This is a genomic window from Cupriavidus sp. H39, from assembly GCF_050271075.1.
Lineage (GTDB): Bacteria > Pseudomonadota > Gammaproteobacteria > Burkholderiales > Burkholderiaceae > Cupriavidus > Cupriavidus necator_B.
This window is the reverse complement of sequence record NZ_CP189846.1, coordinates 1,256,447-1,280,982: the sequence shown is the minus strand read 5'-3', so window position 1 is coordinate 1,280,982 and position 24,536 is coordinate 1,256,447. Positions and strand designations below refer to the sequence as shown.

Annotated in this window: 21 protein-coding genes; 12 read left to right on the top strand and 9 right to left on the bottom strand. The window is 69.4% G+C overall.

Annotation, left to right across the window (positions count from 1 at the left end; genetic code table 11):
- Positions 1–2: 2 nt before the first annotated feature.
- The 5 genes from ACOCMH_RS06245 to ACOCMH_RS06225 all read right to left on the bottom strand — a co-directional run bounded on the left by ACOCMH_RS06245 (position 3) and on the right by ACOCMH_RS06225 (position 4,564).
- Positions 3–482 carry a GlcG/HbpS family heme-binding protein gene (locus ACOCMH_RS06245; RefSeq protein ID WP_427308280.1) on the bottom strand — a complete coding sequence of 160 codons (480 nt, stop codon included), beginning with the start codon at positions 480–482 and terminating at the stop codon, positions 3–5.
- A 27-nt stretch (positions 483–509) separates the two neighbouring features.
- The gene (locus tag ACOCMH_RS06240) at positions 510–1,955 is read right to left on the bottom strand and encodes an aldehyde dehydrogenase family protein (protein WP_427308279.1); all 1,446 of its coding nucleotides are present in this window, start codon (positions 1,953–1,955) and stop codon (positions 510–512) included.
- A 25-nt stretch (positions 1,956–1,980) separates the two neighbouring features.
- Complete coding sequence (locus tag ACOCMH_RS06235) at positions 1,981–2,712, bottom strand: TenA family transcriptional regulator (protein ID WP_427308278.1); 732 nt, start codon at positions 2,710–2,712, stop codon at positions 1,981–1,983.
- A gap of 162 nt (positions 2,713–2,874) precedes the next feature.
- Complete coding sequence (locus ACOCMH_RS06230) at positions 2,875–3,807, bottom strand: ornithine cyclodeaminase family protein (RefSeq protein WP_427308277.1); 933 nt, start codon at positions 3,805–3,807, stop codon at positions 2,875–2,877.
- A 61-nt stretch (positions 3,808–3,868) separates the two neighbouring features.
- Positions 3,869–4,564 carry a sulfite exporter TauE/SafE family protein gene (locus ACOCMH_RS06225; RefSeq protein WP_427308379.1) on the bottom strand — a complete coding sequence of 232 codons (696 nt, stop codon included), beginning with the start codon at positions 4,562–4,564 and terminating at the stop codon, positions 3,869–3,871.
- Positions 4,565–4,962: 398 nt separating this feature from the next.
- Between ACOCMH_RS06225 and ACOCMH_RS06220 the strand changes: the two genes are divergently transcribed.
- From ACOCMH_RS06220 to ACOCMH_RS06205, 4 genes are read left to right on the top strand one after another with little or no spacing between them, the layout of a single operon-like run.
- Complete coding sequence (locus ACOCMH_RS06220; RefSeq protein ID WP_427308276.1) at positions 4,963–6,501, top strand: hypothetical protein; 1,539 nt, start codon at positions 4,963–4,965, stop codon at positions 6,499–6,501.
- Positions 6,502–6,558: 57 nt separating this feature from the next.
- A complete protein-coding gene (locus ACOCMH_RS06215; RefSeq protein ID WP_427308275.1) occupies positions 6,559–6,894 on the top strand; it encodes a 2Fe-2S iron-sulfur cluster-binding protein in 336 nt (111 codons plus the stop codon).
- Position 6,895: 1 nt separating this feature from the next.
- Positions 6,896–7,213 (top strand): ferredoxin, encoded by a 318-nt coding sequence (locus ACOCMH_RS06210; protein ID WP_427308274.1) that lies wholly within the window; start codon positions 6,896–6,898, stop codon positions 7,211–7,213.
- 33 nt (positions 7,214–7,246) lie between these two features.
- Complete coding sequence (locus tag ACOCMH_RS06205) at positions 7,247–7,576, top strand: 2Fe-2S iron-sulfur cluster-binding protein (RefSeq protein WP_427308273.1); 330 nt, start codon at positions 7,247–7,249, stop codon at positions 7,574–7,576.
- Positions 7,577–7,615: 39 nt separating this feature from the next.
- Here ACOCMH_RS06205 and ACOCMH_RS06200 read toward each other — a convergent pair whose 3' ends face one another.
- The 3 genes from ACOCMH_RS06200 to ACOCMH_RS06190 form a co-directional block, all read right to left on the bottom strand.
- On the bottom strand, positions 7,616–9,337 hold the full coding sequence (locus tag ACOCMH_RS06200; RefSeq protein ID WP_427308272.1) for a cobaltochelatase CobT-related protein: 1,722 nt from the start codon (positions 9,335–9,337) through the stop codon (positions 7,616–7,618).
- Complete coding sequence (locus ACOCMH_RS06195) at positions 9,334–10,323, bottom strand: AAA family ATPase (RefSeq protein ID WP_427308271.1); 990 nt, start codon at positions 10,321–10,323, stop codon at positions 9,334–9,336. Before ACOCMH_RS06195 ends, ACOCMH_RS06200 begins: the two co-directional genes overlap by 4 nt.
- An 81-nt stretch (positions 10,324–10,404) precedes the next feature.
- Entirely contained in the window at positions 10,405–11,268 is an 864-nt protein-coding gene (locus ACOCMH_RS06190) for an IclR family transcriptional regulator (protein WP_427308270.1), read from the bottom strand.
- 320 nt (positions 11,269–11,588) lie between these two features.
- Here ACOCMH_RS06190 and ACOCMH_RS06185 point away from each other — a divergent pair, with 320 nt between their 5' ends.
- The 8 genes from ACOCMH_RS06185 (at position 11,589) to pdeM (ending at position 23,179) form a co-directional block, all read left to right on the top strand.
- Positions 11,589–13,025: an amino acid permease gene (locus tag ACOCMH_RS06185; protein ID WP_427308269.1), complete on the top strand. Its 1,437-nt coding sequence runs from the start codon at positions 11,589–11,591 to the stop codon at positions 13,023–13,025.
- Between the two features lie 120 nt (positions 13,026–13,145).
- Positions 13,146–14,708: a PLP-dependent aminotransferase family protein gene (locus ACOCMH_RS06180; protein ID WP_427308268.1), complete on the top strand. Its 1,563-nt coding sequence runs from the start codon at positions 13,146–13,148 to the stop codon at positions 14,706–14,708.
- 140 nt (positions 14,709–14,848) lie between these two features.
- Positions 14,849–15,262, top strand: coding sequence for a nuclear transport factor 2 family protein (locus ACOCMH_RS06175; protein WP_427308267.1), 414 nt, complete (start codon positions 14,849–14,851; stop codon positions 15,260–15,262).
- Between the two features lie 15 nt (positions 15,263–15,277).
- Positions 15,278–16,723 carry an NAD(P)/FAD-dependent oxidoreductase gene (locus ACOCMH_RS06170; RefSeq protein WP_427308266.1) on the top strand — a complete coding sequence of 482 codons (1,446 nt, stop codon included), beginning with the start codon at positions 15,278–15,280 and terminating at the stop codon, positions 16,721–16,723.
- Positions 16,724–16,996: 273 nt separating this feature from the next.
- On the top strand, positions 16,997–18,103 hold the full coding sequence (locus tag ACOCMH_RS06165; RefSeq protein ID WP_427308265.1) for a ligase-associated DNA damage response exonuclease: 1,107 nt from the start codon (positions 16,997–16,999) through the stop codon (positions 18,101–18,103).
- A complete protein-coding gene (locus tag ACOCMH_RS06160) occupies positions 18,100–19,773 on the top strand; it encodes an ATP-dependent DNA ligase (RefSeq protein WP_427308264.1) in 1,674 nt (557 codons plus the stop codon). Before ACOCMH_RS06165 ends, ACOCMH_RS06160 begins: the two co-directional genes overlap by 4 nt.
- On the top strand, positions 19,770–22,475 hold the full coding sequence (locus tag ACOCMH_RS06155) for a ligase-associated DNA damage response DEXH box helicase (protein WP_427308263.1): 2,706 nt from the start codon (positions 19,770–19,772) through the stop codon (positions 22,473–22,475). The genes ACOCMH_RS06160 and ACOCMH_RS06155 overlap by 4 nt, the downstream gene beginning before the upstream one ends.
- A complete protein-coding gene (gene pdeM / locus ACOCMH_RS06150) occupies positions 22,472–23,179 on the top strand; it encodes a ligase-associated DNA damage response endonuclease PdeM (protein WP_427308262.1) in 708 nt (235 codons plus the stop codon). The genes ACOCMH_RS06155 and pdeM overlap by 4 nt, the downstream gene beginning before the upstream one ends.
- On the opposite strand, the gene ACOCMH_RS06145 is transcribed toward pdeM, so the two are convergent.
- A complete protein-coding gene (locus tag ACOCMH_RS06145; protein ID WP_427308261.1) occupies positions 23,164–23,937 on the bottom strand; it encodes an SDR family NAD(P)-dependent oxidoreductase in 774 nt (257 codons plus the stop codon). The genes pdeM and ACOCMH_RS06145 overlap by 16 nt on opposite strands.
- Between the last annotated feature and the right edge of the window lie 599 nt (positions 23,938–24,536).

Here is a 24,536-nt window from a genome sequence, read left to right as displayed (position 1 = left end):
GCTTACTTCTTGATGTCGGCCTGTACCAGCACCTTCAGGTCCTGAGGCGCCAGCAATTCGGCCAGCGCCTGCAAGGCGGCCAGGCCGGCCTGCGTGTCCTGTTCGCCGTTGCCGCCCGACAGGCCGATGCCGCCGATCACCTCGTCGTTGACCACGATCGGGAAGCCGCCGACAAACGCGGCGAACTTGCCCTCGAAGCTCCACTGGATGCCGAAGGCCTCGTTGCCCGGCAGTGCCGGCCCGTTCGGCGGCGTGGTGAACAGGTGCGTCGAGCGCTTGTGGCCGGCGGCGGTGAAGGCCTTGTTCCAGGCGATCTGCGGGCCGGTAATGCGGGCCCCGTCCATGCGCTCCAGCACCAGCGGGTAGCCGCCTTCGTCGACCACGCAGATCGACTCCAGCACGCCGATGTCTTGCGAACGGCGGATCGCGGCGGCGACCATGTGGCGCGCTTCGCGCAATTCCAGCTTGATGGCTTTCTTCATGGCGATGACTCCTTGCGACGGTCGGGCTCAGGCGCCCCGGTAGACCGTCTTGACCTGTGTATAGAACTCCAGCCCGGTGCGGCCCGATTCGCGGAAGGTCGACGTGCTCGACCGCTTCAGCCCGCCGAACGGCGCGTTGACCAGGTTGCCGGTGGTGGTGCGGTTGATCTTGACCGTGCCCGCCTCGATATCGCTGGCGAAGTGGTGGATATAGCGCGGATCGCTGGTGACGATGGCCGCGGCCAGGCCGTACTCGGTATCGTTGGCCTTGGCGATCGCGTCGCCGTAGTCAGTAAAGCCGAGGATGGCGATCACCGGCCCGAAGATCTCCTCGCGCGCGATCCGCATCTGCGGCGTCACGTCGGTGAATACCGTCGGCGCGACGTAATAGCCCTTGTCGAAGTCGCCGCCGGCCAGGCGCATGCCGCCGCACAGCAGCGTTGCCTCGGACTTGCCGATGTCGAGGTAGCGCAGCACCGTTTCCAGCTGCTTGTGCGAGGCCAGTGGCCCCAGGTCCATGCCGGGCGTCACGCCGCTGCCTACCTTCAGCGTTGCCACCTTCGCCAGCAGGCGTTCGGTGTAGGCCGCCTTGACCGATTCGGCCACCAGCACGCGGCTGGTGCCGGTGCAGGCCTGGCCCGACAGCGAGAAGCCGCCCTTGATGGTCAGGTCGACGGCGCGGTCGAGGTCGGCGTCCTCCATCACGATCAGCGGGTTCTTGCCCCCCAGTTCCATTTGGGTGCGCGTGGTCAGCGGCACCGACCGGTGGATCTGCTCGCCGGCGCGCGACGAGCCGGTGAACGATATCGCTCGCACCGCCGGCGCGGCGGTGATGGCAGCGCCGATCTCGGCGGCGCTGCCGGTGATGAAGTTGAGCACGCCCTTGGGCAGCCCGGCCTGCACCAGCGCCTCGGCCAGCCGGTAACCCGACAGCGGCGCCTCGGACGACGGCTTGAACACCACCGTGTTGCCGGTGACCAGCGCCGGCGCGATCTTGCGCGCGGGGATCGATAGCGGGAAATTCCACGGCGCGATCACCGTCACCACGCCAAGCGGCTCGCGCTGGCTGTAGACCAGCTGGTCGGGGTCGTCGTTGGGATACACCTCGCCGGTGAAGGTCTGCCCTTCCACCGCATAGAAGCGCAGCGTCTGGGCGGAGCGCAGCACTTCGTCGCGCGCCAGCGCCAGCGCCTTGCCTTCCTCGCGGGTCAGTTCTGCGGCAATGCTGTCGGCATTCGCTTCGAGGTGGTCGGCCGCACGGTTGAGCATGGCGGCGCGCTTGCCGACCGGCGTCTTTTTCCACCCGGCGAAGGCCGCCGCCGCGGCCGCCACGGCCGCCTGCGCATCCGCCGCGGACGACGCCTGGAAGCGGCCCACGATGTCGGCGGTGTCGGCCGGGTTGACGTTATCGAAGGTCCGGCCCGAGCGGCAGGCCGTCCATTCGCCGTCGATGTGGTTGAGGAACACAGTCATCGTCGATTCCGTTGCGTGGCGCGGCTCAGGCAGCCATGTCCAGTTCGGGCAGCGGCAGCTCTTTTTCGACGTAGTCGTGATAGAGCGCGGTGGTGTACAGCAGCCGCATCTGCGCGCCGATCTCGCAGATCTTCAGGCAGCGCTGCTGCAGTTCCGGCGTATTGGCGTGCTCGAGCACGATCTGGTAGCCGCGCTCGCCGTGGATCTCGTCCGAGACGATATGCAGGTCGAAGAACTCGACTTCTTCGTCGGTGAACTGGTACTTGTCGCGCAGCGTTGGCGTCTGCTTGCGGTAGATCGACGGCACCTGCGATTCCAGCCCCACCACCAGGCCGGCCACGGCCACGATCGGGTCCTCGCGCATCGCCACCGCATAGCACCAGCTCTGCAGGCCGCGTGTGGTCGGCGACATGTTGTCCGGGTCGAGCACGCGCTCGCGCGTGGTGCCGCAGGCTTCGGCAAAGCGGATCAGCAGGTCGGTGTGGCGGTCGCCGCCGATCTCTTCCTCGTACATGTTGGCCAGCAGGAAATCCTTGGCTTCGGTGTAGCGGTCCGGCGTGCGCGCATAGATATAGCCGAGGTAGTCCGCGAACGGGCCGACGTAGTGGTAGTGGTTCTCGGCCCAGCGCGCGAGGTGGGCGCGGGTCAGCTTGCCGCTGGCCCACGCCACGCTGAACGGCGCCTGGTTGGCGCTCTTGCCTTTGATGGCTTGTTCGAGGGCGGCACGGAAATCTTCGCGGGTCATCAGTTCGGCCATGACGGGGGCTCCTGGTTGGCGAGGTGGGACGATGGGTTGGATGCCGGATCGGGCGATTGGGCCGTGCCGGCATGTTTGTATACTATATACAGTCGCTCGGAGACGACAAGGGCCACTGTTGATTCATCACCTCAGTGTTTACCCGGCATAGGTGGGACCGGATCAGTCGGGCCGGACGCCCGCCCCGGCGGCAATGCATGACCATGCAAACCCGGCCAGCGCAACGTCTTCCAGGCCCACGCCGACCGATTTGTAGATCACGATGTCGTCGTCCCGCTGCCGCGGCGACACCTTGCCGAGCACGACGTCGGCCAGTTCGACGATTTTTTCCGGCGGCAGCGCGTCGGGGGCGGCCAGCACGATATCGCCTGCCTCGCGGGTCGATTGCGGCCGCCACTCCACCACCACGGCGGCGGCGCGGCGCAGCGCGGTGTCGTCCAGTTCGCGCGTGTGCGGCAGGCTGGAGCCGATGGCGGCGACGAAGGCCCCTGGCCGGATGGCCGCGCCGGCGAACAGCGGCGTGGTGGCCCGCGAGGCAGTGATGATGATGTCGGCCTCCGCCACCGCGGCATCGGGCTCGGCCAGCGCCACCGGGATGCCGCACTGTGCCGACAGCCGGTCCGGCATGGCGGCGTCGGCGTGCGGATCTGACACCAGGATGCGTTCAAGCCCGAGCGTGGCGCTGAGCTGGCGCGCGTGCTGCGCGCCCTGCGTGCCGGCGCCGAACAAGGCCAGCGTGCGTGCGCCGGCGCGGGCCAGCCGCTGCGCCGCCAGCGTGGTGCAGGCCGCGGTGCGCAGGCGCGTGATCGCGCCGGCGTCGAACGATGCCAGCGGGCGGCCGTCGTCGGTCGAGAAGATCAGGATGACGAAGGAAAACTGCCCATTGATGGTGGTGTAGACCTTGGCTCCGGCCACGCCCTGCTGCGGGATCACGGCCCCCAGCGTGGACAATTTGACGCCGCCCGCCTCGGTGCGGATGCGCGCCTGCATCGCGGCATCGCCGCGCCCGAAGCTTGTAAACGCGGCCTCCATGACCCGCCGGGCCGCTTCCGGGGTGACGTGGGCATCGATCATGGCGTCTGTGATGTGCTGCATGGCAACTCCGCTGGGTGGGTGGGATCGGAAACGACGGGAAATCAGAAGAGCCGCGCCCGCCTCAGGCGAGGGCCGCGCGGCCGAGCACGCCGAGGGCGCCGGCCGCGCACACGCCCAGCAGCAAGCGGCGCACCGTGCTGGCGGAAACGCGTCCGCGCAGCCGGTTCGACAGCGCGAAACCGGCCAGCAGGAACGGCGCGAGCGCCAGTGCCAGCACCAGCTGCGCCATGCCGAAGCGCCCCGCCAGCGCCAGCATGGCCAGCGACAGCACGGCGCCGCCCGAAAGGATGCAGCCCATGGTGGCGCGCATCGGCGCCGGCGCCATGTGCTGCATGACCAGCGCGAACGGCGGCGCGCCGGCCGAGGTGAGGGTTCCCATGAAGCCGGACAGCGTGCCGGCAATCACGACGTTGCGCGGCTCCGGCAGCAGGCGCCAGCCGAGCAGGCTCAGCGCCACCGCGGCAAGGATCGACAGCGAGAACAGCACCGCCAGCGGTCCTGGCGCAAGCCAGGCGATGGTCAGGACCGCCGCCGCGCCTCCGAGCGCGCGCCCCACCAGGGCAAAGCCGGCAACGGGCCAGACGATGGCTTCGCGCTCGCGCAGCGCTCCCATCAATGACAGGCAGCACCCCATCGCCAGCAGCGGCCCCGGCACGAGGTCCGGGAAGAAGATCGCGCCGAGCGGTGCGCACAGCATCGCAAAGCCGATCCCGCCCACGCCTTGCAGGCATGCGCCGACCAGGATGAGCACGCCCATCCACAGGTAGTCCGGGAGGGCGAGGCCTGGCGGCAGCAGCGATGTCAGCAAGGCGGGGGGCATGGCGTAAGTCGTGGATATGGGCATGTAAGGCAGTCGGGACGAACGCCAGCTTGCGCGGTAGGCCGGTGCCGATCAACAGATCACGGTATACAGTCTACATATCCGTAGGAGTGACAGCAACTTGCGCGCAGGTCGATGCACCCTCGAGCGGCGTTGAGGCGCCGGGAATCCCAATAATTGTGCGGCCCGTAGGGATCACGCCCTGATCTGGCATCCGCATTAGTCCCAATAAAAAATCGCTTGGCGCGGAACATTCGTGGAATATAGTATACCGTCACGATCCCATGCAGCCGGTGGGGCCGCCCCCACAACCCCTCCGCCCCCAGGGAGTCTTCATGTCACAACAAGTCGTGATCGGTGCCGCGCACTGGATCTATCTGGCCGGGGTAGCAGTCATCGTGCTGACGATGATCCTGCGCGCCAATGTCGTTGTCCCTTCGATCGCCGGTACCGCGCTGGTCATCCTTGCGCTGACCGGCAGCCCGGTCTCCGCGCTGGCGGGGGTGTTTTCCGCCAGCCTGGTCGCCGCCCGGGAGCTGTTCAACATTTTCCTGGTGATCGCCTTCATGACGGCGCTGCTCAACGCGCTCAAGACGCTGCGCTCAGACATCCGCATGGTCGAACCCTTCCGTGTGGTGATGAAGAACGGGCATTCCGCGTTTTTTATCCTGGCTGGCATCACTTACGTGATCTCGCTGTTCTTCTGGCCGACCCCGGCCGTGCCGCTGGTATCGGCCATCCTGCTGCCGGCGGCGATCGCCGCGGGGTTGCCGCCGCTGGCGGGCGCGATGGCGATTGCCATCGCCGGACAAGGCATGGCGCTGTCATCGGACTATGTGATCGGCGTCGCGCCGGGCATCAGCGCCAAGGCCGCCGGCGCGGCGGTCAGCGCGGCCGTGGTGGCTGACCGTGCGCTGTCGCTGTCGCTGATTACCGGCTGCATTGCCTTGTGCCTGGCCTACCTGTCGATGCGCAAGCACATCGTGCCGGCCAGCGGCACCCTGCTCGACCGCTGGCAGGCGCGTGCCGGCGGCACCGCCGAGGGCATCGATGGCGGCATCACCTTCGACAAGGCCGAGATCGCCCGCGGCACCGCCCACGCCGAACCGCTCGCCACCGACAGCAATATCGAGGCAAGCCTGTCGATGGTGGCCAGGCGCCGGGTGAAATGGTCCAAGTGCTTTGCCATCGTGACGCCGCTGGCCTTTCTCGCGGTGGTTGCGGTGATGGTGCTGCCCAAGCTTGGCGCCGGCGTGCAGGACCTCAAGGGCGGCGACGCCGCCGCCCTGGTGGGCGGGGTCGCGGCGGTGCTGATGATGCTGGCGACGCTGGCCGCGGAGGGCCCGCGGCGCATGCTCGACGTCTGCCCGGAGCACATCACCGACGGCTTCGTCTTCGCCTTCAAGGCCATGGGTTCGGTGCTGCCGATCGCCGGCTTTTTCTTCGTCGGCGCCGGCGAGACCGCGGCGCAGATCCTTGGCCTGCCGCCGGGCAAGGCGCCCAGCCTGCTGTTCGAACTGATCCAGGCCTACCAGCACATGATCCCGGACAACCACGTGCTGGTCGCGTTCGGCGTACTGCTGGTGGGCATGATTACCGGCATCGACGGCTCCGGCTTCGCCGGCCTGCCGCTTACCGGCACGCTGGCCGGCGCGCTGGGGCCGGTGGTGGGCTTCGACCCCGCCACGCTGGCGGCGGTGGGCCAGATGGGCGCGGTCTGGACCGGCGGCGGCACGCTGGTGGCGTGGTCGTCGCTGATCGCGGTCGCCGGCTTTGCCCGCGTGCCGGTACTGGAAGCGGTGCGCGCGCTGCTGATCCCGGTGCTGATCGGGCTGGCTTGCTCCACCGTGGCGGCGATGTTGTTGTGGTCGTAGGCGGAACACAGCACCGCGACGACAGCCGCGTCCTACCCGACCTTTTCGCTACCAACCATGCCAAAAATCATCCTGCACAAGTCCGGCCAGGCCTTTACCGGCGAGGTCAGCCCCGGCACCAACCTGGTGGTCCGCGCCGGCATCCGGCAGTTCCCCTATCCCAACCTGCGCTACGAATGCGGCATGGGCAAATGCTCGAAGTGCGCGTGCCGCGTGCTCGCCGGGGCCGAGCACCTGCCGCCGCCCAACTGGAAGGAAAAGAAGCAACTCGGCGATCGGCTCGAAGCGGGCTATCGCCTGGCTTGCCAGCTATGGATCGAGCATGACATCGAGCTGGCGCAGGACGACCTGCCGGCGCCAGCCGCGCTGGCGCGGGCAAGCGTGGGGGCCTGACATGTTCGTGCTGCTCACCAGCCGCCCCGGCCAGTTCCGTACCGAACCGACCGACGGCATGACCGCGGTCGAGGCCTATGACTACGTCTTCTACGGCAAGCCCACCGCGCGCTTCGTCATTGCCGAGCTGGCGGCCGATACCAAGGTCCGGGTGCGGGAAGAGACGCCGCCCGGCATCGTCAACCTGGTCTCGACGCGCTTCCTCGACCAGTACGCCACGCTCGAAGCCGCCCGCGATGCGCTGCGCAAGCTGGCGAGCTTCGGCAGCATGGACCTTGCCCTGGTGCCGGCGCCGCTTGCCGCGCACGACCGGCCCTGAAATCCCGCGCCTGCACGCCAGGCATCAATCGCCATGATCCAGATCACCTTCCTCACCAACCACGGCAAGACCGTCAGCGCACCGGCCAACAGCAACCTGCTGCGCGTATCGCTGCGCGAACAGGGCGGCATCCCCTTCAAATGCGGCGGCGGCCTGTGCGGTACCTGCAAGTGCCGCATCGAGACCGGCCGCGAGCATACCGATGCGGTCAAGCCAAAGGAAAGGAAACTGCTGACGGAAGCCGAGCTGGCGGATGGATTCCGGCTGGCGTGCCAGACCTTCATGGCTGGCGATGTCGCGGTCTCGTGGCAGCCGAAGGCCATGGCCGGGCAGCCACAGCCCACGGCCGCCAGCGGTGAGTAATCCGACCTTGCGGACCGGCGGGCGTCGAGGGCGCCGCCGCTAGCGCCGCCTGGCCGTCACCAGCCCCGCCACCTCATCGAGCATCGCCATATCCACCGGCTGCGACAGGTCCAGCGCCAGCGCATGCCGGTAATACGGGCTCAGGTCCAGCCCGACCCCGAGCCCAAGCACCTCCACATCCCGCAGTGCCTCGTGCCGCGCCACCACGGCCTTCAAATGGTTGTCCAGGTAGCAGGCGTCGTTGGCCTGCCCGGTCGCGGTATCCATGGGGCTGCCATCGGACACCACCACCAGGATGCGGCGGGCCTTGCCGCTGGCATGCAGGCGCGCACAGGCCCACTCGACGGCCTCGCCGTCCACGCCTTCGCGGAACAGGTCGGGCTTCAGTAACGCCGTGAGGTCGGTGCGCGCGCGGCGCCAGCTGCGCTGCGCGTCCTTGAACACCATGTGGCAGGTTTCATTGAGCCGGCCCGGGTGCTGCGGGCGGCCGCGCGCGAGCCAGTCGCTGCGCGCGCGCCCGCCGTTCCACGCGTTGGTGGTAAAGCCCAGCACCTCGGTGGCGACGCCGGCCTGGTCCAGCGCGCGGGTAAGCAGGTCGACCAGCAGCGCGAGCGGCTCGGCCTGCGCCTTCATCGAGCCGGAGCAGTCGATCAGGAAGCCGACCACGCAGTCGGCATGGGCCTTGTGCGCTTCCTGCCGGAACAGCCGCCGCTCGGCGGGCGAGCTGACGAGCTGTGCCAGGCGGCGGCCATCGATGCGGCCGCTTTCCTCGCCGAAGGACCAGCCGTCCACGCGCGGCTGCGACAACGCCGCGCGCAGCCGGCGCGCCAGCCGGGCGATGTTGACCCCGGCGCGCGCGATGCGCGCGTCCAGCCGGGTGCGGTACTCGTCCAGCAAGGCGCGGCGCACCAGCGTGGCGGCGCGCACTTCGCGGTCGTAGCGGGTGGTGTAGATGCGGTAGCCATCGGTGGCGTTGGCGAGCACGCGGCTGTGGCCGCTGTCGGCCAAGGCGAAGTCCTCCGCCGGCGCCTCGTCGAAGTCGAGCCACAGCGCGAAGCCGGCGCGTGCGGCGGAGGGGGCATTGTCATCGTCTTCGCCGGCACCGGGCGCTTCGGTCCGAATCATCTGCGCCACCGCATGCGCCAGCGCCAGCGCATGCTGCGCGTAGGCGGCCTGGTCGTGGCGCTGCGCACGCAGGCCGGCCAGCGCGATGCCCAGCTTTGGCACGATGGCCGCCCGCGTGGCCTCGATCAGGTCTTCGGTCTCTTCCAGCACCGGTTCGCCCGACAGGCGCGACCACGCCACCTGCGCCACGGTATAGAGCAGGATGCCGAGATGCCCGTCGGTCAGCCCGGAACGATGGAACGCGCGCGACCACGCCAGGAAGCGATGGCGCAGGTTAGCCGCGACACCAGCCATGCCGCGCGGCAGGCGGGTCTCGCAACGCAGTTGTTCGAGCAGTTCGAACATCAGCCGCGCCACCGCATCGGCGGGGCACAGCCGCCGATGCAGCGCGGCGTCGGAATGCGCCTGGCGCAGCGCGGCGCCATCCGCCGCGCCGCGCAGGCAGGCGGCCGTGTCGGTGTCGAGGTCGGTGCGCAGGTGGGGCGCATGCTGCGGCACCGGGCGCAGCGCGCGCCACAGCTGGCCGTCGCGGAAATGCAGCGCCGCGTCGCCGGTGAGCGCACGCACGGCCGCGCCGGACAGTTCGTCCTGCCGCTGGCGCCGGCGCAGCTGCCGGGCGAGCGCTGCCGCATTCATCGCGCGGGCTCCGACGCGGTGCTGACGCCGGCGGCCTCGCCCGGCAGGTGGCCGAAGCAGCGCTGGTAGTACTCCGCCACCACGGGGCGCTCGGCCTCGTCGCACTTGTTCAGGAAGGTCAGCCGGAACGCGAGCGCGGGGTCGCGGAAGATCTGGCAGTTCTCGGCCCAGCTGATCACCGTGCGCGGCGACATCAGCGCCGACACATCGCCCGCGGCAAAGCCGCGGCGGGTCAGGCCGGCCAGCGCCACCATGGCGTCGACCAGCGCGCGCCCGTCCGCGTCATCCAGTTCGGGCACGCGGGCCAGCACGATGCCCGCCTCTTCGTCGTGCGGCAGGTAGTCCAGCGTCGCCACCACGTTCCAGCGGTCGATCTGCGCGTGGTTGAGCAACTGCGTGCCGTGATAGAGCCCGTTGACGTTGCCCAGCCCCACGGTATTGGAGGTGGCAAACAGGCGGAAGGACGAGTGCGGGCGGATCACGCGGTTCTGGTCCAGCAGCGTGAACTTGCCGTCGCGCTCCAGGATGCGCTGGATCACGAACATCACGTCGGGCCGGCCGGCGTCGTATTCGTCGAAGATCAGCGCCACCGGGCGTTGCAGCGCCCAGGGCACGATACCTTCCTGGAACTCGGTGACCTGGCGGCCGTCGCGCACCACGATGGCATCCTTGCCGACCAAGTCGAGCCGGCTGATGTGGCCGTCCAGGTTGACGCGCACGCAGGGCCAGTTCAGCCGCGCGGCCACCTGCTCGATATGCGTCGACTTGCCGCTGCCGTGCAGGCCCTGCACCATCACGCGCCGGTCGCGCATGAAGCCCGACAGGATCGCAAGCGTGACCTCCGGCTGGAAGCGGTAGGCCGGATCGATCTCCGGCACATGGTCGTCGCGCTGGCTGAAGGCCGGCACCATCAGGCTGGAATCGATGCCGAACGCGCTGCGCACCGGAATCATCCGGTCCGGCTTGCCGAACTGTTCTTGCGTCACCTCTTGCTCCTCCTTGCTTATCGCATTGCCATGCCATCGGCACCGCGGCAAGCGGAGCAGTTCCGCGTGACGCCGTGCTTGCTATTCGTCCTCTTCCGCGGCGTCCGTGGCCTCGGTGCCTCCCTGCCAGCCGCCGGCGCTGTCGGCCTCGATCGCCGCCAGCGCCGCCGCCGCCCGCTGCAGCGCTGGCAGCAGCTGCACCGCCTTGTCGCGCGCCACGCGCATCACCGGGGCCTGCAGCGCCAGCCCGAGGTTGGACTTGCCGCCATCGGCCGCCGGCACCAGCACGCCGATGCAGACCAGGCCCGGCAGGAATTCTTCATCGTCCATCGCGTAGCCGTCGCGCTTGACGCGCTCCAGTTCCGCCTCCAGCTGCGCATGGTCGGTCATAGTGTTCTGCGTGTAGCGCTCCAGCTCCACGTTGGCCAGCAGCCGCTGCCGCTGCGCCGGCGCCAGCTGCGCCAGGAACAGCTTGCCGGTGGCCGAGCAGTGCGCCGGCACGCGCGAGCCCGGATGCAGGTAAAAGCGCAGCGGCGCCGCGGTTTCGACCCGATCCAGGTACAGCACCTCGCCGCCGGAGAACGCGGTCAGGTTGCAGCTCTCGCCCACCTCTTCCACCAGCCGACGCAGCACCATGTGGCGCGCGCCATGCGAGGTGCTGTTGAGCAACAGGTTCTCCGCCAGCCGGCGCAGCCGCAGGCCGGTGCCGTACTGCCGCCCGTCGCCATTGCGCTGGATCAGGCCGGCCGCCTCGAGCTGCTGCAGCATGCGGTGCAGCGTGGGCTTGGGCAGGCCGGTTTCTTCCACCAGCGCCTGCAGGTTGAAGGACTGGTCCTTCTCCGCGATGACCTCGAGCAGGCCGAACAAGCGCAGCGCCGGCGTGTCTCCATCCGGCCTGGCTTCACTTTTGGCGAGGCGCATATCGTTTATGCCTGGCTCCATCATAGGTAAGTTTCATTTTCAGAGTCAAATCATATCAATTATCGAAACTTCTGGTTGACCTTCCGGCCTGAACGGCCTACATTCCGGTTAAACAATAATTTTTCGGAACTTCTGGTTCCATTTTTTAAGCAAACACCGGAGACAAGTCGATATGTACGGATAGGCCATCCTCTCCCGGGGATTGCAAATACTGAACGACCACGGCCCCAGGCTGGCATTTACTGCCCTGCCACCTATACCGAAGAGAAGCCGTGGCGCCTGCCTTAAACGCTGGACTGGCTGCAACGCAGTACCGACAGCAAGCGCAGCACAGGAGACACAACATGATCCAACAATCACCGTCCGGCAACGGACTATCCCACGGCCTCAAGCAACGCCACATGACCATGATCGCGCTCGGTGGCGTGATCGGCGCGGGGCTCTTTGTCGGCAGCGGCGTCGTCATCAAGTCCGCCGGCCCGGCCGCGGTCATTTCCTTCCTGATCACCGGCCTGCTGGTGGTGCTGGTGATGCGCATGCTGGGCGAAATGGCCTGCGCCATGCCCGGCAGCGGCGGCTTCTACGAGTATGCACGCGAAGCCTGGCGCGACCGCCCGGCGGTAGGCAACCTGGCCGGCTTCCTGACCGGCTGGATGTACTGGTACTTCTGGGTCATCGTGGTGGCGCTGGAAGCGGTGGCGGGCGCAGACCTGGTGCGCTACTGGCTGCCGGACGTGCCCAACTGGATCATCAGCCTGGTGCTGCTGGTGATGCTGACCCTGACCAACCTGGTCTCGGTCAAGTCATTCGGCGAGTTCGAATTCTGGTTCGCCTCGATCAAGGTGGCCGCGATCATGGTGTTCCTGTTCGTCGCCGGCGTCTACGTGCTGGGCCTGGCCCCCGGGGCGCACGGCATGGAGGTGGCCAACCTGACCGCCAACGGCGGCTTCATGCCCAACGGCATCGTGCCGGTGCTGACCGGCGCGGTGGCAGCCACCGGCTTCTATTTCGGCGCCGAGATCGTCACCATCGCCGCCGCCGAGACCGCCGAGCCGCAGAAGGCGGTGGCCAAGGCCACCAGCTCGGTGATCACGCGCGTGCTGGTGTTCTATGTCGGCTCGATCCTGCTGGTGGTATGCCTGGTGCCGTGGAACTCCACCAGCATCGCCACGCCGTACGTCAGCGCGCTGAACGTGATGGGCGTGCCGGCGGCGGCGCAGATCATGAATGCGATCGTGCTGACCGCGGTGCTGTCGGCGCTGAACTCGGGCCTGTACGCGTCGTCGCGCATGCTGTTTGCGCTGACCCGCCGTGGCGACGCCCCGCAGTCGCTGGCCCGCGTCAGCCGCAACGGCGTGCCGGTGCGCGCCATCCTGGTGGCGACGCTGTTCGGCTACGGCGCGGTGGTGATGTCCTATGTCTCGCCCGAGACGGTGTTCGCCTTCCTGGTGAACTCGTACGGCACGGTGGCGATCTTCGTCTACATCCTGATCGCGATCTCGCAGCTGCGCCTGCGTTCGCGGCTGGAGCGCGAGGCGCCGGGCCAGCTGCGCGTGCGCATGTGGTGCTATCCGTACCTCACCTATGTGGCGATCGTCGGCATGCTCGGCATCGTGGTGGCGATGGCCTTTATTCCCGACCAGCGCACGCCCCTGGCGCTGGGCGTGGTCAGCCTCGCGATCCTGCTGGTGGCCTACGCGGCGCGCCAACTGTTTCGGCGTGGCGTCGATCATGTAGTGCCGCTGGCGGAAGTGCCGCGCCGCGACCTGCACGAGTATTGATGCGCATCGACGCGTCGATGTCCGGCGCTGACATGCCTGATGCAATCCAGCCATGACTGACGTGGCGCGCCGGTGCGGTATGCTGGCGCGCTTCGCCGTTCGGGAAACGCCCCCTGCCCCATGAGCCTGAAGTCTCCCACCACCCTCTGGTCGCAGCTGTTCCAGCAGCATGTGCATTCGGGCCTGAGCCTGCAGGGCAAGATCCGGCAGATGCTGGTCTCGGCCATCCTTGACGAGCAGCTGCCGCACGGCGAGCCGCTGCCCAGCAGCCGCGAGCTGTCGGCGCAGTTGCGGGTGGCGCGCAACACGGTGGTGCTGGCGTACCAGCAACTGGTCGACGAAGGCTACCTGGTCGCGCGCGAGCGCAGCGGCTACTTCGTCAACCCCGGGATCCTCGGCACCCGCGTCAGCGGCGTCGCCTCGCTGCGCGGCGAACCGGTGCCCGCGCGCACGGGCGAGCCCGACTGGGAACGGCGCTTCGTGTTCCGTCCCACGCAGCAGCGCAATATCGTCAAGCGCGCCAACTGGCGCGACTATCCCTACCCCTTCATCTACGGCCAGTACGACCCGGCGCTGTTCCCCACCGCGGACTGGCGCGAATGCTGCCTGAAGGCGCTGAGCGTGCTCGACATCCACGACTGGGCCCAGGACATGATCCTGCGCGACGACGAGTCGCTGGTGCAGCAGATCCGCACCCGCGTGCTGCCGCGCCGCGGGGTCTGGGCCGGCACCGACGAGATCGTGATCACCGTGGGTGCGCAACAGGCGCTGTACCTGCTGGCCGACCTGCTGGTGAGCCCGGACACGCCGGTGGGCATCGAAGACCCCGGCTATCCGGACGCGCGCAATATCTTCGGCTCGCACACCTCCAACCTGGTGCCGCTGCCCGTCGACGACGATGGCCTGATGCTGTCCGATGCGCAGCGCGCCTGCGACTACGTCTACGTGACCCCCGGCCACCAGTGCCCGACCACCGTCACCATGCCGCTGGCACGCCGCCAGGCACTGCTGCGGCAGGCCGAGGAAGCGGACTTCGTGCTGATCGAGGACGACTACGAGGCCGAGAGCCGCTTCGAGGGCGACCCCACCCCCACGCTCAAGAGCCTGGACCGCAGCAACCGCGTGATCTACGTCGGCAGCCTGTCCAAGAGCCTGGCGCCGGGCCTGCGCATCGGCTACATCGTCGGCCCGGCGGCGTTGATTGCGGAACTGCGCGGCGCGCGCCGGCTGATGCTGCGGCACCCGTCGGCATACATCCAGCGCGCGTTCTCGCTGTTCCTGTCCCTCGGCCACTATGACGCGCACCTGCGCCGGCTGGCCGCGGCACACCGCGAGCGCGCCGAAGCGGTGCTGGCGGCGCTGGCCACGCATATGCCCGACTTCCGCGCGGTGCCGATCGCCGGCGGCGCGTCATGCTGGATCGAAGGGCCGTCCTGGCTCGACGCCGATGCGCTGGCGCGGCTGGCCGAGCTGCAGGGTGTGCTGATCGAGCCCGGCAGCGTCTTCTTCATGGCCGAGCCCGCGCCGCGCAATGGCTTCCGGCTGGGTTACTCGTCGATCTCGCTGGACCGCATCGAGCCCGGCATCCGCGTGCTGGCAGGCGTGGCGCGTGAACTGCAGGCTACCGCGGGCGCGCCGGCGGCCCCCGCCGCCGTCACTTCCCGGGCCCGCCCCGCCGCTTGACCCAGGCCGCGGCGCGGCCCGCGCCGCTGGCCCAAGCGATTGTCCCGAACTGGCGCTACAGCGCCGCGGCCGGCTTCCCTATCCTCCAGTCATGGCCGGTTCCCCACGGACCGGCACAACACACTCACGGAGACCAAGCCATGTCCAAGGACAACACCGCCGGCATCGAACTGCTGCAAGCCTTCAACGAAGCCTGGAACCGCCACGACATCGACGCGCTGATGGGCTGCATGGCCGATGACTGCGTCTTCCATGGCGTGGCCGGCCCCGACCTGCTGGGGCGCAGCTTTGTCGGCCGCGAGGCGGTGCGCGAAGGCTTCCAGCTGGCCTGGCAGACCTTCCCCGATGCGCAATGGGTCGATGGCGACCACTTCGTCGTGGGCGACCGCGGCGTCAGCGAATCGACCTTCCGCGGCACCCGTGCCGACGGCGCCCGCATCGAGGCGCGCATGGTCGACGTGTTCACGTTCCGGGGCGGCAAGATCGCGGTGAAGAATGCCTACCGCAAGGACCGCCCGCCGGTGGTGGCACCGCAGGCCACCACCGCAGCCTGAGCGAGGAGACGCGCCATGCAAGCCGTAGCCCCCCGCAGCAGCCTCCTGGCCGGCGAGCAGTCGACCGCGCCGACCCGGCCGTACGATCCCGCCTACGACCCGCTGCACACCTCCAACCCCGGCCACGGCCGGGAATACGCCCCCACCTACTGGATCGGCACCGCGGGCGAGCCGCCGGCCGACGACGGCCCCATCACGCACGACATCGACGTCGACGTGGCCATCATCGGCTCGGGCTTCACCGGCCTGACCTGCGCCATCTTCCTGGCCCAGGAATACGGCATCAAGGCCACCGTGCTCGAGGCCAACCGCGTCAGCTGGGGCTGCAGCACCCGCAACGGCGGCCAGGCCCAGTGCGCATCGGGGCGGCTCAAGCGCTCGCAGTGGATCCAGCGCTACGGCCTGGATACCGCGCTGCGCCTGCACCAGGAAGTCTGCGACGGCATGGAGACCTTCAAGGGGCTGATCCAGAACATCGACTGCGATCCGCAGCCCGGCGGGCACCTGTATATCGCGCACCGCGACAAGGTGATGCCCGCGCTGGAAAAGGAGGCGAAGATCCTGCGCGAGGTATTCAAGTACGACGCGCGCATTCTCGACGCCGACACCGTGCGGCGGGAATACGTCGACGACAAGGAAGCCGCCGGGGCCATGCACGAACCCGAGGGCATCGGCATCCATGCCGGCAAGCTCGCCTTCGGCTACCTGCGCCGCGCGCGTGAACTCGGCGCCAAGGTACACCCGTCCAGCCCCGTGACCGGCTGGGAAACCCGCAACGGCGTGCACTACCTGCGCACACCCGGGGGCATCGTGCGCGCCCGCGCCGTGGGCGTGGCCACCGGCGGCTACACCTCGCAGTCGCTGCACCGCGAGCTGAAGAACCGGCTGTTCCCGATCCTGTCGAACTCCATCGTCACGCGCCCGCTCACCGCCGACGAACTGGCCGCGTGCAACTTCCGCACCACCCAGGTCATCACCGACACCCGCATCCTGCGCCACTACTACCGGCTGATGCCTGACGGCCGCCTGCAGATCGGCAGCCGCAGCGCCATCACCGGCAACGACGCGCCGCAGGACCAGTACAAGCAGAAGCTGATCGCCGACATGCACCGCAAGTTTCCCGCGCTGCAGGGCATCCAGGTCGACTATTCCTGGTGGGGCTGGGTCGACGTCAGCCACGACATGATGCCGCGTATCACGCAGCCGGATCCGGCGCAGTCGATCTACTACGCGATGGGCTACGGCGGCAACGGCGTGATGTATTCCGCGCAGGCCGGCAAGCGCCTGGCCGCGCTGATCGCGGGCAAGTCGTCGGCACTGCCGGAACTGCCGATCTTCCGCTCGCCGCTGCCGTTCCCGAACGTGCGCGAGATGGTGGAATCGCAGATGTTCGCGCCGTTCCGCCGGCTCGGTCAGCGGGTGCTGTACCACTGGTATCACATGAAGGATGACGTGCTGTAAGCAGTTCTGACAGCCCTGCCGGCTGAAAGCGCATGCCCTCTCTGCCGCCGTAGCGATCGCTCCCCTCGCCCGCTTGCGGGAGAGGGGAGCAAACTACCGGCGCGTTGCGCTGAAACGGGCCTCACCGGCCCGGCGTCTTGTCAGACCCCCACCGACACCCGAACCAGCCCCCACCGCCTCCACACCCTGCAGAGCCGCGCAGTATGATGCCCAGGTCTCCCTCCGCGGGAGCATCGCGGCCGCGCGCCGGCCGCAGTGCATCAGGAGGCACGCTTGGACCCGATCCGGCAGCTACCATCCGAATCCGCCCGCCCCGGCGACCTGATCGTCGCCCGGCCGGAAGGCCTCTATTGTCCGCCCGGCGACTTCTACATCGATCCGTGGCGCCCGGTCGAGCGCGCCGTCATCACCCATGCCCATTCCGACCACGCCCGCTTCGGCCATGCGCACTACCTGTGCGCGGCGGCGGGGCGCGGCGTGCTGCTGGCGCGGCTGCCGGGCATCCATCTCAATACCCTGCGTTACGGCGAACGCATCACCCACCACGGCGTCACGCTGAGCCTGCACCCGGCCGGGCACGTGCTGGGTTCCGCGCAAGTGCGACTGGAGCATGGCGGGCAGGTCTGGGTCGCCTCGGGTGACTACAAGCTGGAGGCCGACGGCACCTGCGAGCCGTTCGAGCCGGTGCGCTGCGACACCTTCATCACCGAAAGCACGTTCGGCCTGCCGATCTACCGCTGGCCCCCGCAGGCCACGCTGATGGCCGAGATCTTCGGCTGGTGGCAGGCCAATGCCCGGGCCGGGCGCGCCAGCATCGTCTATGCCTACACCTTCGGCAAGGCGCAGCGCATCCTGCACGGCCTTTTGCGGCATGCCGGCGCCGATGGCATGTCCGGCCCGGTGATCGTGCACGGCGCGCTGACGCTGCTCAATGCCGCGTATGCCGAGGCCGGCGTCGAGTTGCCGCCGACGGCGCTGGTTTCCGAACTGCCGGCGCGCAGCCCGCTGCTGCGCCAGGCGCTGGTGGTGGCGCCGCCGTCGGCGCAGCGCTCGCCGTGGCTGCGCCGTTTCGGCGAGGCCTCGGATGCCTTCGCCAGCGGCTGGATGCAGTTGCGCGGCACGCGCCGGCGCCGCGGCGTCGACCGCGGCTTTGCGTTGTCCGACCATGCCGACTGGCCCGGGCTGCTGCAGGCGATCAGCGCCACCGGCGCCGGCCGCATCATCGTGACCCATGGCAATGTGCCGGTGATGGTGCGCTATCTGTGCGAACGCGGCTGGCAGGCCCAGGCCTTCGACACGGAATATGGCGACGACGATGAAGCCGCGCTCCCGGACCCGGCGGCGTCCGCCGCGGCAGGCCAGCAAGCAACCACGCCATGAAGGCCTTCGCCGAACTCTACGCCGCGCTGGATGGCACCACGTCGACCAAGGCCAGGCTGGCCGCGCTGGTCGATTACCTGCGCGCGGCGCCGCCCGGGGATGCCGCCTGGGCGGTCTATTTCCTCGCCGGCGGCAAGCCGCGCCAGATCGTGCCGGTGTCGCTGCTGCGCGACCTCGCGCGCCAGGCCGCCGACCTGCCCGACTGGCTGTTCGAAGAGAGCTACCAGGCCGTCGGCGATCTCGCCGAGACCATCGCGCTGCTGTTGCCGGACCCACAGGATGCCGACCACGCCGGCCTGGCCGAATGGGTCGAGCAGCGCCTGCTGCCGCTGCGCGGGCTGCCGCCGGAAACGCTGCTGCCGCGGCTCGACGCGCTGTGGCGTCCGCTCGATGCGCATGGCCGGCTGGTGCTGTTCAAGCTGATCACCGGCGCCTTCCGCGTGGGCGTGTCGCGGCTGCTGGTGACGCGTGCGCTGGGCGAGGTGGCAGGCATCGACCCCAAGCGCGTGGCCGAGCGCATGGTCGGCTACACCGATCTGTCGGCCCGGCCCGACGCGGCGCGCTTCCTGGCCCTGCTGGCGCCCGAGGACGAAGACGACCGCGCGCTGCGCGCCAGCGGCCAGCCGTATCCGTTCTTCCTGGCGCACCCGCTGCAGGCCCCGCTGGAGCAGTTCGACGCCGTGCTGGGCGCGCCCGGCGCGTGGCTGGTCGAGTGGAAGTGGGACGGCATCCGCGCGCAACTGGTGCGGCGCGGCGGCCAGACCTGGCTGTGGTCGCGCGGCGAGGAACTGATTACGGAACGCTTCCCGGAACTGCAGCAGGCCGCCGCCCCGCTGCCGGACGGCACCGTGCTCGACGGCGAGATCGTGGTCTGGCAGCAGGGCCGCGTGCAGCCCTTCGCGCTGCTGCAGCAGCGCATCGGCCGCAAGACGCTGGGCGCCAAGCTGCTGCGCGAGGCGCCGGCGATCCTGATGGCGTATGACCTGCTCGAATGGCAAGGCGAGGACTGGCGCACCCGGCCGCAAGCCGAGCGCCGCGCGCGGCTGGAACGGGTGGTGGCCGATCATGTCCACCCCGCGCTGGAACTCAGTCCGCTGGTGGAAGCCGACGACTGGGAACACTATGCCCGCCTGCGCGACGCCTCGCGCGAACTGGGGGTCGAAGGCTTCATGCTGAAGGCGGCCAGCGCGGCCTATGGCGCCGGCCGCACCAAGGATGTCGGGGTCTGGTGGAAGTGGAAGATCGACCCGTACTCGGTCGATGCCGTACTGGTCTACGCGCAGCCCGGCCACGGGCGCCGCGCCAGCCTCTATACCGATTTCACCTTCGCGGTCTGGAACGGCCCGCCGGGGACGCCGGGGCGCGCGCTGGTGCCCTTCGCCAAGGCTTATTCCGGGCTCACCGACGCCGAGATGCGCGCGGTCGACGCCATCATCCGCCGCACCACGGTGGAAAAGTTCGGCCCGGTGCGCAGCGTGGAACCGACGCAGGTATTCGAGCTCGGCTTCGAAGGCATTGCCCGCAGCGGGCGCCACAAGAGCGGCATCGCGGTACGGTTTCCGCGCATGCTGCGTTGGCGCACGGACAAGCCGATCGAAGAGGCCGACACGCTGGCCACGCTCGAAGCGCTGCTGCCGACCGCCGGCACGCCGCGGGAGGATGCAGCATGAACCCGCCCCGCAGCGCGCGCCAGCCGGCGGCGCCTTCCATCGCGCCCGGACCGCCAGCCGCGCAGCCGCTGACCGTCGCCCAAGGCATGCAGGCGCTGTTCGACGCGCGCGGCTGGGAGCCCTTCGCGTTCCAGCGCGAGGTCTGGGCCGCCATCGCGCGCGGCCAGAGCGGACTGCTGCATGCCACCACCGGCACCGGCAAGACCTATGCGGCCTGGCTGGGCGCGCTGATGGCGTTCGCCACGCCGCGCGGAGCCCCCTCGCACGACAAGCCCGCGCCGCCGCTGACCGTGCTGTGGCTGACGCCGATGCGCGCGCTGGCGGCCGACACCACGCGCGCGCTGCAGGCGCCGCTGGCGGAGCTCGACCTCGACTGGACCGTCGCGCTGCGCACCGGCGACACCGGCAGCGCCGAGCGCGCGGCGCAGCAGCGGCGCTTCCCCACCGCACTCGTGACCACGCCCGAAAGCCTGACGCTGATGCTGACGCGCGCCGACGCGCACGACACGCTGCGGCGCGTGCGCATGGTGGTGGTCGACGAATGGCACGAGCTGCTCGGCAACAAGCGCGGCGTGCAGGTGCAGCTGGCACTGGCACGGCTGCGCCAATGGCAGCCCGCGCTGATGGTGTGGGGGCTGTCGGCCACGCTGGGCAACCTGCCGCACGCGGCCGATGTGCTGCTGAGCGGCGTGCCCGGCGAGCGGCGCGTGCTGGTGCATGGCCATACCCCCAAGAAGCTGGTGATCGACACGCTGCTGCCCGACAACGTCAGCCGCTTCCCGTTTGCCGGCCACCTGGGGCTGTCGATGCTGCCGCATGTGGTGGAAGAACTGGCGCACAGCAGCACCACGCTGGTCTTCCTCAATACGCGCTCGCAGGCCGAGTTGTGGTACCAGGCACTGCTCGACGCGCGGCCGGAATGGGCCGGCGAGATCGCCCTGCACCACGGCTCGCTCGACCGCGCGGTGCGTGAATGGGTCGAGCTGAACCTGAAGAGCGGCGCCCTGCGCGCGGTGGTGTGCACCTCCAGCCTGGACCTGGGCGTGGACTTCCTGCCGGTGGAGCGCGTGCTGCAGGTGGGCTCGCCCAAGGGCGTGGCGCGGCTGCTGCAGCGCGCCGGGCGTTCCGGCCATGCGCCGGGACGCGCCTCGCGGGTCACCGTGGTGCCCACCCACAGCCTCGAACTGGTCGAGGCCGTGGCCGCGCGGCACGCGGTGCAGGCCGGGCGGATCGAGGCCCGCGAGTCGCCCGACAAGCCGCTCGACGTGCTGGTGCAGCATCTGGTGACGGTGGCGCTGGGCGGCGGCTTCCGGCCTGAAGCGTTGCTGGCGGAAGTGCGCTCCGCCTGGGCCTACCGCGCCCTGACCGACGACGAATGGCAGTGGTGCCTGGACTTCGTGCGCCAGGGTGGCGCCACGCTGTCGGCCTACCCGGACTTCCGCCGCGCCGTGCCCGACGACGAAGGCGTCTGGCGCGTGCCGGACGCGGGGCTGGCGCGGCGCCACCGCATGAGCGTGGGCACCATCGTCAGCGATGCCACCATGCAGGTGCGCTACTGGAGCCGCGCTGGCACCGGTGGCGCTTCGCTGGGCTCGGTGGAAGAAGGCTTTATCGCGCGGCTGGCACCGGGCGACTGCTTCCTGTTCGGCGGCCGGCTGCTGGAGCTGGTGCGCGTGCAGGAGATGACCGCGTTCGTGCGCCGCGCCACGGGCAGGCGCCCGGTGGTGCCGCGCTGGAACGGCGGCAAGATGCCGATGTCGACCGAGCTGGCCGAAGCGGTGATCGACACCCTCGCCGCCGCCGCGGCGGGGCAGCTGGACCCGCGCACCACGCCCGAGCTGCCGCTGATCCAGCCGCTGGTGGACCTGCAGGCGCAGTGGTCGGCGCTGCCCTCGCGCCACACCCTGGTGGCCGAGTCGCTGCAATCGCGCGAGGGCTGGCATTTGTTCCTCTATCCGTTCGCCGGGCGCTCGGTCCATCTTGGACTGGGCAGCCTGCTGGCGTGGCGGCTGGGGCAACAGGTGCCCGCCACGTTCTCGGTGGCGGTCAACGACTACGGGCTGGAACTGCTGGCGTCGGCGCCGGTGGACTGGGGCCGCTGGCTGCCGCAGGTGCTGGCCGACGAACGCCGGCGCGACCTGGCCGCCGACGTGCTGGGCAGCCTGAACGCAGGCGAGCTGTCGTTGCGGCGCTTTCGCGAGATTGCGCGCGTGGCCGGGCTGATTTTCCAGGGCTATCCTGGCGCGCCGAAGAGCGCGCGCCAGTTGCAGGCGTCTTCGAGCCTGTTCTACGAGGTCTTCCGCAAGCATGATCCCAGCAACCTGCTGCTGGGCCAGGCCGAACGCGAAGTGCTGATGCAGGAGCTGGACGCGCACCGGCTTGCCGCGACGCTGGAGCGGCTGGCAGCGCTGAAGCTCGACCTGCACGCGCTGAAGCGCCCCACGCCGCTGTCGTTCCCGCTGGTGGTGGAGTTCCTGCGCGAGAAGCTCAGCACCGAGAAACTGGCCGACCGCATCGCACGGATGCTGGCCGACCTGGAGCTGGCTGCCGGCCCTGAACCCGGCGAAGCCGCGGGCATGCCGGCCGAGGCAGTGGCCGAGGCCGCGCGCTTTGGCATGGCCGACCATGCCGGCCCGTCCGGCCGCGGCGCGCGCCGCCCGCGGCGCCAGCGCAAGCCGTCGAGGCCGTTGCCGCTGCTATGAACGTCGATGCCCGCACCTTGCAGGACGGCGGCGCGCTAGCCGTGTCCGCAGCCGGCGAAACCCTGTGGCTGCTGCCCGAACATGCGCTGTGGTGGCCGGCGGCCGGCATGCTGATGGTGGCGGACGTGCATTTCGGCAAGGCTGCGGCCTTCCGTGCGCTGGGGCAGCCGGTGCCGCACGGCACCACCGGCGACAACCTGGCACTGCTGACCCGCCTGGTGCGGCAGTTGCCGGTCGATGAACTGGTGTTCCTGGGCGACTTCCTGCACGCGCGCGCATCGCGCACGCCATCGGTGCTGCAGGCGCTATACGACTGGCGCCAGGAATTGCCTGCGCCGTTGCGCTGCACGCTGGTACGCGGCAACCATGACGCGCGCGCCGGCGACCCGCCCGCGTCGCTCGAGATCGCCGTGGTGTCGGAGCCGGCCATCGCCGGCCCGTTCGCGCTCTGCCATATGCCCGGCGCTTCGCCGCTGGGCTATGTGCTGGCCGGCCACCTGCATCCGGCCTGCCGCCTGCGCGGCAGCGGCGCCGACAGCCTGCGCCTGCCGTGCTTCCTGTTCGGGCCGCGCGGCGCCATCCTGCCCGCCTTCGGCGCCTTCACCGGCCATGCCACGGTGCGGCCGCAAGCCGATGAGCGCGCCTATGTCGTCGGCGGCGGCAAGGTCTGGCCGGCACGCCCGGCGCGTCAGAACAGGGTATAGCCGCCGTCGATGACGAAGGTATCGCCGGTGTGGTAGGCCGATGCCGGGCTCATCAGGTAGACCGCGATGCCGGCAAAGTCGCTGCCTTCGCCCCAGCGGCGCATCGGCACGCGCTTGTGCACCATCTCCTGGAAGGCCTCGTTGCCCTGCGCCGCGCTGGTCATCTCGGTCTTGATCCAGCCGGGCAGGATCGAATGGGCACGGATGCCCTTGCGCGCGTACTCCACCGCGAGCCCGCGCATCATCGAGATCACGCCGCCCTTGGTCGCGGCGTAGTGTTCCGAGCGCGGCGCGCCTTCGATCGCCGCCACCGAGGCCGTGCTGCACAGCACGCCGCCCTCGCCCTGCACCAGCATCTGCCGCACCGCCGCGCGCAGCGTGAAGAAGGCGCCGTCCAGGTTGACCCGCAGGGTCCGGCGCCAGGCCTCGGTCGCCATCTGGTCGAACGGTCCCTTGTTGCCGCTGCCGACCCCGGCGTTGGCAAAGCAGCCGTCGATGCGGCCGAGCGCCGCCACCGTGCGCGCCATCGCGGCATCCACCTCCTGCTCGTCGCCCACGTCGCAAAGCTCGGCATGCACCTTGCGCCCGTGCGCGGCGAGGCGCTCCGCCGCGGCGGCGTTCTTTTCCGCGTTGGTGCCCCAGATCGCGATATCGGCACCGGCCGCGGCCAGCCCTTCGGCAATGCCCAGGCCGATGCCGCCGTTACCCCCGGTCACCAATGCCACCTTGCCGGTCAGGTCGAACGGATGCTTGCTCATGTCTGTCTCCTCGGATGGTTTGTCGCTGTCTTCGCCGGACATTGTTGGCCGGACAGGCGCAAAAGCTCGTCGTCGGATCAGATGAAATTGGACTGCGGAGGGGGAAACAGGAAACAGTGCGGCGGGCGTGGCGCAGCCACGCCGCATTGCAACAACGGCGCCGTCATCAGGCGCCACCGGTGCGCGCGTGCCTTGGGCGCCGGGCCACCGGGCCCCATGCCGGCACGCTGCGCGCGACGCGGACTAGCGCAGGCCGAAGAAGCTGAGTACCGCGAGAATGATGACTACGGCCCCAACAAGCCAGACGATATTCATGACAGCTCTCCTTGGTCGAAAGGTCCCGGCGCAGTCGCAACCCGACGAACGCCTTGTGGCGGGTGGATAGTCGACCCGGTCGCCTCCCGGGCCAGCGATATGCCCATCGCTGCCCAGACCAGCCGCAACATTCGTGCCGTGGGCGCTTGTGCATGGGGCTGCGCACCAGCGGCCCTGCCGCGCTTCACCATCCGCTGCCGGCGCTACGAGTCCACGGATTACAAGGAAAGCCAAAGCCTTAATTACAAACCTGCGACATCCGAGCCCGCGCGGACTCCTGACCA

Coding starts and splice junctions, on each gene's coding strand:
- ACOCMH_RS06245 (WP_427308280.1), bottom strand. CDS start 482: ATGAAGAAAGCCATCAAGCTGGAATTGCGCGAAGCGCGCCACATGGTC.
- ACOCMH_RS06240 (WP_427308279.1), bottom strand. CDS start 1,955: ATGACTGTGTTCCTCAACCACATCGACGGCGAATGGACGGCCTGCCGC.
- ACOCMH_RS06235 (WP_427308278.1), bottom strand. CDS start 2,712: ATGGCCGAACTGATGACCCGCGAAGATTTCCGTGCCGCCCTCGAACAA.
- ACOCMH_RS06230 (WP_427308277.1), bottom strand. CDS start 3,807: ATGCAGCACATCACAGACGCCATGATCGATGCCCACGTCACCCCGGAA.
- ACOCMH_RS06225 (WP_427308379.1), bottom strand. CDS start 4,564: ATGGGCGTGCTCATCCTGGTCGGCGCATGCCTGCAAGGCGTGGGCGGG.
- ACOCMH_RS06220 (WP_427308276.1), top strand. CDS start 4,963: ATGTCACAACAAGTCGTGATCGGTGCCGCGCACTGGATCTATCTGGCC.
- ACOCMH_RS06215 (WP_427308275.1), top strand. CDS start 6,559: ATGCCAAAAATCATCCTGCACAAGTCCGGCCAGGCCTTTACCGGCGAG.
- ACOCMH_RS06210 (WP_427308274.1), top strand. CDS start 6,896: ATGTTCGTGCTGCTCACCAGCCGCCCCGGCCAGTTCCGTACCGAACCG.
- ACOCMH_RS06205 (WP_427308273.1), top strand. CDS start 7,247: ATGATCCAGATCACCTTCCTCACCAACCACGGCAAGACCGTCAGCGCA.
- ACOCMH_RS06200 (WP_427308272.1), bottom strand. CDS start 9,337: ATGAATGCGGCAGCGCTCGCCCGGCAGCTGCGCCGGCGCCAGCGGCAG.
- ACOCMH_RS06190 (WP_427308270.1), bottom strand. CDS start 11,268: ATGATGGAGCCAGGCATAAACGATATGCGCCTCGCCAAAAGTGAAGCC.
- ACOCMH_RS06185 (WP_427308269.1), top strand. CDS start 11,589: ATGATCCAACAATCACCGTCCGGCAACGGACTATCCCACGGCCTCAAG.
- ACOCMH_RS06180 (WP_427308268.1), top strand. CDS start 13,146: ATGAGCCTGAAGTCTCCCACCACCCTCTGGTCGCAGCTGTTCCAGCAG.
- ACOCMH_RS06175 (WP_427308267.1), top strand. CDS start 14,849: ATGTCCAAGGACAACACCGCCGGCATCGAACTGCTGCAAGCCTTCAAC.
- ACOCMH_RS06170 (WP_427308266.1), top strand. CDS start 15,278: ATGCAAGCCGTAGCCCCCCGCAGCAGCCTCCTGGCCGGCGAGCAGTCG.
- ACOCMH_RS06160 (WP_427308264.1), top strand. CDS start 18,100: ATGAAGGCCTTCGCCGAACTCTACGCCGCGCTGGATGGCACCACGTCG.
- ACOCMH_RS06155 (WP_427308263.1), top strand. CDS start 19,770: ATGAACCCGCCCCGCAGCGCGCGCCAGCCGGCGGCGCCTTCCATCGCG.
- pdeM (WP_427308262.1), top strand. CDS start 22,472: ATGAACGTCGATGCCCGCACCTTGCAGGACGGCGGCGCGCTAGCCGTG.
- ACOCMH_RS06145 (WP_427308261.1), bottom strand. CDS start 23,937: ATGAGCAAGCATCCGTTCGACCTGACCGGCAAGGTGGCATTGGTGACC.